Origin of the sequence: Bradyrhizobium sp. Ai1a-2 (assembly GCF_000426245.1) — a bacterium.
Classification (GTDB): domain Bacteria; phylum Pseudomonadota; class Alphaproteobacteria; order Rhizobiales; family Xanthobacteraceae; genus Bradyrhizobium.
The window spans coordinates 1-6,436 of the sequence record NZ_AUEZ01000159.1 but is presented as its reverse complement, the minus strand read 5'-3'; the positions used below and the strand labels follow the sequence as shown (position 1 = coordinate 6,436).

Genomic DNA, 6,436 nt, shown 5'->3' with positions numbered 1-6,436 from the left:
GGATGACCAACCGGTGCTGGAAGCCGTGTCTTCTCAACTCGAGGGGACTACCGCGAAGCAAAAGAACCCACATCCAAAAGGCACGCTCGCCTTCGCTGCGTGGGTCATTGCTCGGCTCGGAGGATGGACCGCCTATTACGGAAAGCCTGGCCCAAAGGTGATGCGCCTAGGCCTCGAAGCCTTCCGCCGCATCAAATACGGCACCACTTTGAGGCTCGAAAATGTGTGAATCGGATAGCCGGTCACCGGGCTTTCTTGCCACCGTCACCTCAAGCGCGAACAAAGTTCGCGCGAAAGGCTTAGCGCCAGCGTCGGGGCGCCAGGACCACACGACTTCGCCGTCCGCGAGAAGCTGCGTTCGTCTGTCGCAGCCGTCGCGTCCACCGCATCTCACCGCAACGTCCGTGACGATCGCGAGCCGCCCCTCATGTGGGTGAGACGCGCGGAGTTAAATCACTGATTTGCCCGACGACGGAAGCGGAATGTTTTTTCCGGGAGGGATGGACAGACTTTCGACTGATTTGCCCGTCGGGCACTTTTTGCATAGCTCGAGAAAATTGCCGACATTTGGAACGTTGCCGCTGCAACTGCAGTTGAAGGCCGGCGCGCGAGATAAGGCTTGCCGCGCGAACGAAAGCGACTGTGGTCGAACTCTCCAGCCAAAGAGGTGCGCAGCCAATGTCGTCTCTGCTCCCCCCAGCCATCGACCGTTCGACTCTCGGTCTGCATTCGCTCGAGCAATATGCGCCGATCATCGGACAAGCGACGACGGAACGCATCGAACGCAAGGCCGAACGCGTGCGCACGCTGCAGATCGCACACGTCAGTTCGACCTTCTATGGCGGCGGTGTCACGGAAATCCTCACGCCGCTGACGCTGATGATGAATGCGACCGGCATCGAGACCGACTGGCACCTGATACAGGGCACGCCTGGCTTCTTCTCCTGCACCAAGAAGCTGCACAATGCACTGCAGGGACAGGAACTGGAGTTCTCCGAACAGGAAAAGGCGATCTACGAAGAGGTGGTGTTCGAGAATGCCACCAGGCTGCACCTGGAGGAGCGCGACGCTGTCATCGTGCATGATCCGCAACCCTTGCCGCTGATACGACACTTTGCCGAGCGGGAAATGCCATGGCTGTGGCAGTGCCACGTGGATCTCTCCTCGCCGCATGCGCCGGTGTGGGATTATCTGCGCGCCTTCATCGACCCATACGACGCCGCCATCTTCTCGCTGCCGGAATACGGGCAAAGCCTCGGCATCGATCAGCGGTTCATAACGCCGGCGATCGATCCGTTTTCGGCCAAGAATGCCGAATTGTCCGACCACGAAATCAGGGACACGCTGAAGTACCACCGCATCCCGACCGATCGCCCGCTGGTGACGCAGATCTCGCGGTTCGACCGCTGGAAGGACCCGATGGGCGTGATCGAGGCGCACCGGAAAGCACGCAAGCAGGCGGACTGCACGCTTGTGCTGGTCGGCAACAATGCGAGCGACGATCCCGAAGGCCACGTCATTCTCGAAACCATCAAGCGTTCGATCGACGACCGCGTCATTGTGCTCGCCGTCGATGATCCGCTCCTGGTGAACGCGCTGCAGCGCCACTCCGCCGTGGTGTTGCAGAAATCGACCCGCGAAGGCTTTGGCCTCACCGTGACCGAGGCGATGTGGAAAGGCGCTGCCGTGATCGGCGGCAATGTCGGCGGCATCCGGCACCAGATCACGGATGGCGAGAACGGATTCCTGGTCAGCACGGTGGACCAGGCTGCCGATCGCATGGTGCAGATCCTGAAGGATCCGCAGTTGGGCCAGCGCCTCGGCGCCCGCGCCAAGGAAACCGTGCGCGAGAAGTTCCTGATGAGCCGCCTGCTTGAGGACTGGCTCGATCTGCTCGCACGCTACGAGCGGCCGGTTTGCCAATAATTCCCGGAAATGTTCCGCGGCGCTGGAACGGCATCTGGATCGTGAAGTTTACATTTCGGAATTGTGACGGCGGACCCCGGGATTGCTGGAACTGGGATTGCTGGAGTCGGACGCAGCATGCGGATTGCGCAGATCGCGCCTTTGGCTGAGAGCATTCCCCCGAAGCTTTACGGCGGCACGGAGCGCGTCGTTGCGTGGCTGGTCGACGAGTTGGTCAGGCTTGGACACCACGTGACGCTGTTTGCCAGCGGCGATTCAAAGACGCGGGCCGACCTCGAGCCTGTGTGGCCGCGCGCACTACGCCTTGGCCGGCCGCGTTCGGACCCCATGGCAGCGCAGACGGCGCTGCTGGAAGCGGTCTCGCGGCGCGCAAGCGAGTTTGACGTCATCCACGCTCACATCGACTGGATACCCCTGCCGCTTCTGAAGCGCCTCGGTGTGCCCTTCCTCACGACGACGCATGGACGGCTGGATCTTCCCGGACTTGCCGATGTCATCAGGCTGTTTCCCGATGCGCCCTACGTTTCGATCTCGAACAACCAGAACTCGGCGCTGCGCGAGGCCAACTGGATCGGCACTGTTTATCACGGGCTTCCCGCTGACCTGTTCCGCCCCTCCTTCGAGGAAGGGCGATATCTCGCCTTCCTCGGCCGGCTCACGGCGGAGAAAGGGCCCGAGGTTGCGATCCGCATCGCGCGGGCCGCGAAGATGCCGCTCCGCATCGCGGCGAAAGTGCCGCGGGGCGAACGCGCTTATTTCAAGGAACGGCTCGAACCCCAGATCGACGGCAACGCGGTGCGGCTGACTGGCGAGGTCAATGACCAGACCAAGGAGAAATTCCTCGCCGGCGCGGCGGCGCTGCTGTTTCCGATCGACTGGCCGGAGCCGTTCGGCCTGGTCATGATCGAAGCGATGGCCTGCGGCACCCCGGTCATCGCATTCCGCTCCGGCTCGGTGCCGGAGGTGATCGACGACGGGATCACCGGGTTCGTCGTGGATGGAGAAGAAGAAGCCATCGAGGCGCTCGGCCGGCTCGGCGAACTCGACCGCCGCAAAGTGCGCGCGCGGTTCGAGGAGCGATTCACCGCAGAGCGCATGGCGAAGGAATATCTCCGCCACTACGAGGCGCTCACGCAGAAGAAGCCCGCCTATGGTTTTGCAGCCCAGTGAGCAGAGGGCAGCGTCGCCGCGCGGACGTCACATCGAGCAGCGAACATACGGCATTTCGACCGGCACCGGCTGCTTGGAGCTGAGGGTGATCTTGTTCTCTCCGGAGATTTTCACGTCGAACTCTACGTCCGAAATCGCGACGCCGTCCGAGCACGCCGCAATCATTCGCACATTCGATCCGTCATCGTGTATCGACTTGACAGTGCATTTTTCAAATGTGCCGGTTATCTGCCGACCCTGGACGATTATGCCGCCCGCGTGGAGATCGGCATCCGGCTTGAAAGCAAGCCTGTTGTTTTCTTTGGTAAACACGTCACCGCAGGCCGAGGCGTCGATCGTCCAGGCTCCGTTCAAATCCGCAGCCTGTGTCGAGGCCGATAGCGTAACGAGCAGGACTGACAGCACCGACCGATTGAAGGTTCTCATGAGACTCTCCGATTCAATGGTCAACAGGTTACCGGAGCCCGTTCGATCGGACGTGGAATTGTCGCCAAATCGGTCTCTTCGAAGCGGACGGGCGTAGCACCCCGACGTGGCTTGTCGGATCGCTTTTTTGCTCAGCATCCGAGTGCGACGAGTTGGCGGACCTTTCGTTGATCTAGGTCAATAGGTTCTGCGAAGCGCGCCAGGTCCCCTCCGCGCAGCCCGCTGTGACATCCCGGGCATGCCGGCCCGTCCGGCGGACGATCGGAGGGACGCGCCATCCCAACTCGGACATCTCGTGGGGTCCGCTATCGCGCCGATATCGGGGGTACTGCAGACGTCACAGCCCGTCGCATGGCGCGACATCTTTCGGTTTTGTGCGGCAGCGCAAAACGTGTAGAGATGCGCGACCGAAGAAGAACAAGCTCCAAGAACAAGCTTAAAGGGAGAGACGACTTGAAAAGACTGGCCATGATTGCCGCTGTGCTTGCGATGGCGAGTTCGGCGGCCTCCGCGCAGACCTGGCCGGCCCGGCCCATCACCCTGCTGGTGCCGTTTGCGGCGGGAGGGCCGACCGACACGGTGGCGCGGATGACGGCGCAATCGATGTCGAAACTGCTGGGCCAGACCATCATCGTCGAGAACGCCACCGGCGCCGGCGGCACCATCGCGACCGCGCGCGCCGCCCGCGCCGAGCCCGACGGCTATACGCTTCTGATCCACCACATCGGCATCTCGACGGCGGCAACGCTATACCGCAAGCTGCCCTACGACACCAAGACGGCGTTCGCGCCGATCGGCCTCGTCACCAACGCGCCGATGACCATCATCGCCCGGCCCGACCTGCCCCCGAACACGCTTGCCGAACTGGTCACCTACATCAAGGCCAACGGCGACAAGATGACCTTCGGCAATGCCGGCCTCGGCGCCGCCTCGCATCTCTGCGGCATGCTATTCATGACCGCGATCGACAAGCAGGTGCTCACCGTGCCCTACAAGGGCAACGGCCCCGTGATGAACGACCTGATCGCAAAGCAGATCGACCTCACCTGCGACCAGACCACCAACACCACAGGCCCGATCGCCGGCAAGCTGGTGAAGAGCTATGCCATCACCACAAAGGCCCGCCTCTCCTCCATGCCCGACCTGCCCACCGCCGACGAAGCCGGCCTGAAGGGCTTTGAGGTCGGCGCCTGGCACGGCCTCTACGCGCCCAAGGGCACGCCGGACGAGATCGTGAAGAAGCTATCCAAGACGCTGCAGGAAGCCCTGCGCGACCCGGACCTGGTGAAGCGATTCAACGAGATCAACACCGAGCCGGTGGCACAGGACGAAGCCACGCCCGAGGCGCTGAAGGTGAAGCTGGTGAGCGAGGTGGACCGGTGGAGGCCGATTATTGAGGCGGCGGGGCAGTTTGCGGATTGAAGTAACGTAGGGTGGGTTAGCGAAGCGTAACCCACCGCTTTGGCGCGATGGAGGGGCGGATTACGCGATTCTTCCAATTGCTCTCTACCCCGCTCCTATTCGATCGGATTCATTGATTTGAATCAGGATACCAAAAATGAACGCAACCCGCGCGAATGAAAGGAACGCCCAAACAAAAATGGAAAACCAGAGACTAAGTAGAGCAAAAATGATCATATCAATTTCTGCAGGAACGAACTTCCAGACAATCAACGGCATCGACGTCAATGTAAGTAGAAACCCTGTCCATATCGCACGTTTGATGTAAGCGTTGTAGCGCTTCATCGAGCGCGTTTGACGCGCCTCCCCGATAAACCCGTCGTTCTTGCCCGCGACAAATCCATAAATTGCAAAAACACAACCTGTTTGGATAGACGCCCATCCGAAGACAGCAGTGCACAGATTGCTCACAGAAAGCTTGTCAACCATCATCAGCGGAAGGATGCTGCCGCGGTATACCCACAACAAGGCAAGCGTTATCAACCCGCAAGCGGCAGGACCATAGGCCTCTACGTTCCAGGAGATAGAGCGCCTACCCAATCCACTCACGCATTTTCTCGCGCAAAGCAGCTAACTTAATGCGATAGTTCGCTTCCGGATCGTTATCGACCAATTCCAACTGGTCTTTGATCGAGAGAATGTCTTCCAACAAATCCAGGTCCTCCGTCTTCTCACCCTCTTGCTTGACTTTCGCCTTCATACGGGAAATCTCAAGATCTTCGCGCTCGAAGCCTCTGCGCAAATATGCAGCCATTCCGCGGACACGTTCGCCTAACGAACCAGTTTGGTGGCCCATCGACAAATCAATAGTTATGCTCGGCGCATCGTAAGCAGCACCCATGTCACGTATGGATCGCACGAGCGAGGCATGGTGGCCACGATCAACTTCTTCTAGACGACTCGGTCGAGCTATCGTGATTGAAAGACGTCGAACGGAGCCATCGTTGAATTTATCCCACATGTCGTGACGAACAATCGGCTCCAATTGAAAGTCGGCACCGTCAATCATCTGGCCGATGTAATAAGTGAACTTACTTGGTGAAATCACTCTCGGATCGTACTGAAGACCGAGTTCATTTGTTGCCGGCAAATAGCGAAACACGATTCCATGCCCTAGGTGGTGTGGACACTTATCTCAGCCATAAGACGATGGCTGCGAGGGTGACAACAGCGTGGTAATTTCGGGCGGTCTTTTCGAAGCGGGTTGCGACGCGACGGAACTGCTTGAGTTTTGAGAAGCAGCATTCCACGAGATGACGCTGGGCATAGAGATGCTTGTCGAGCGGATATTTGAGCGCACGTGACGGGTTGTTGGGGATGACGGCCAGCGCTCCCTTGGCGGCGATGGCTTGGCGCAAGTGATCGGCGTCATAGGCCGTATCGGCCATGATGACCTCGGCAGGCAGTCCCTCGATCAGGGCCGCAGCTTGCGGTGCATCGCCCTTCTGGCCTG

At 60.0% G+C, this 6,436-nt stretch carries 7 protein-coding genes and 1 pseudogene; 4 read left to right on the top strand and 4 right to left on the bottom strand.

The features are described from left to right. The 3 genes and pseudogenes from K288_RS51670 to K288_RS0141955 all read left to right on the top strand — a co-directional run. Nucleotides 1-229 (top strand): annotated as a pseudogene (locus tag K288_RS51670) (transposase); the annotation flags it as partial. 449 nt (nucleotides 230-678) lie between these two features. Further along, the gene (locus K288_RS48735; RefSeq protein WP_051335044.1) at nucleotides 679-1,926 is read left to right on the top strand and encodes a glycosyltransferase; all 1,248 of its coding nucleotides are present in this window, start codon (nucleotides 679-681) and stop codon (nucleotides 1,924-1,926) included. 117 nt (nucleotides 1,927-2,043) lie between these two features. Next, nucleotides 2,044-3,096, top strand: coding sequence for a glycosyltransferase family 4 protein (locus tag K288_RS0141955; RefSeq protein ID WP_027584715.1), 1,053 nt, complete (start codon nucleotides 2,044-2,046; stop codon nucleotides 3,094-3,096). A 27-nt stretch (nucleotides 3,097-3,123) separates the two neighbouring features. Here K288_RS0141955 and K288_RS0141950 read toward each other — a convergent pair whose 3' ends face one another. After that, entirely contained in the window at nucleotides 3,124-3,522 is a 399-nt protein-coding gene (locus K288_RS0141950) for a hypothetical protein (protein WP_027584714.1), read from the bottom strand. A 468-nt stretch (nucleotides 3,523-3,990) separates the two neighbouring features. Between K288_RS0141950 and K288_RS0141945 the strand changes: the two genes are divergently transcribed. Then, a complete protein-coding gene (locus tag K288_RS0141945) occupies nucleotides 3,991-4,944 on the top strand; it encodes a tripartite tricarboxylate transporter substrate-binding protein (RefSeq protein WP_043162252.1) in 954 nt (317 codons plus the stop codon). Between the two features lie 84 nt (nucleotides 4,945-5,028). On the opposite strand, the gene K288_RS0141940 is transcribed toward K288_RS0141945, so the two are convergent. The 3 genes from K288_RS0141940 to K288_RS0141930 form a co-directional block, all read right to left on the bottom strand. Beyond that, nucleotides 5,029-5,532 (bottom strand): hypothetical protein, encoded by a 504-nt coding sequence (locus tag K288_RS0141940; RefSeq protein ID WP_152535959.1) that lies wholly within the window; start codon nucleotides 5,530-5,532, stop codon nucleotides 5,029-5,031. Further along, on the bottom strand, nucleotides 5,516-6,085 hold the full coding sequence (locus tag K288_RS0141935) for a hypothetical protein (protein WP_152535958.1): 570 nt from the start codon (nucleotides 6,083-6,085) through the stop codon (nucleotides 5,516-5,518). The genes K288_RS0141940 and K288_RS0141935 overlap by 17 nt, the downstream gene beginning before the upstream one ends. Nucleotides 6,086-6,113: 28 nt before the next feature. Then, a partial coding sequence (locus K288_RS0141930) for an IS5/IS1182 family transposase (RefSeq protein ID WP_027584710.1) occupies nucleotides 6,114-6,436 on the bottom strand: 323 nt, incomplete at its 5' end.